We start from the raw sequence: 838 nt of genomic DNA, 5'->3' as shown, positions 1-838 counted from the left end.
GATCTTGATGAACCAGGTAGACCAAAGTGGACTGAGCGTATGCCTATTAAGCCTGCGACTGTTAAGAGTCTGGATAAGGATGCCGAGATGCAGACAACCATCGAAGGACTCCCTAAAGGACTCAGCTTCGATGGCAGAACTATCACTGGAACACCGGTCGTTGACGACGACAAGTGGGACGGTGACGGGGGGATGTTCAAGACAGTAACCCTTAAATTCAAAGCCAAGAAGAACGGTAAGCTACTGGTTAGAAAGTACAAATACTGGATCTATAGAGATAAGGATCATGATGGAATCGCAGATGATGACGAAGACGGCGGAGTAGCATTTACACCACAGAGAGTTAACACAAAACCAATTGAAGTAGATGGCAAAGCACCAACACTCGAGGACTACAAGGCTAAGTTCAGCAATATTCCAAAAGACGGTTCTGTAAAGGTGACTCTAGTTCAGAAGCCTGACCTGTCAAAGAAGGGTATTACTAAGGCAGTACTCGAGTTCTCCGTAGACGGAATCGACAAGAAGACCAAGGCAATCGTAATGGTTAACGTGAAGACTCCAGCTGCAGATGTAGATGAGAACCTTCCAGAAGTAGAGGTTGACAGCAAGGTAATCGAGACCGATCTTGATGAACCAGGTAGACCAAAGTGGACTGAGCGTATGCCTATTAAGCCTGCGACTGTTAAGAGTCTGGATAAGGATGCCGAGATGCAGACAACCATCGAAGGACTCCCTAAAGGACTCAGCTTCGATGGCAGAACTATCACTGGAACACCGGTCGTTGACGACGACAAGTGGGACGGTGACGGGGGGATGTTCAAGACAGTAACCCTTAAAT

Annotated in this window: 1 protein-coding gene; it reads left to right on the top strand. The window is 47.3% G+C overall.

From position 1 onward, the window contains the following. A partial coding sequence (locus tag AXF17_RS07500) for a hypothetical protein (RefSeq protein WP_207651549.1) occupies positions 1–838 on the top strand: 838 nt, incomplete at both ends.

The organism is Mogibacterium pumilum, from assembly GCF_002243385.1.
GTDB classification, from domain to species: domain Bacteria; phylum Bacillota; class Clostridia; order Peptostreptococcales; family Anaerovoracaceae; genus Mogibacterium; species Mogibacterium pumilum.
Note: the sequence above shows the minus strand (reverse complement) of the source record. Positions and strands in the feature narration are given on the sequence as shown.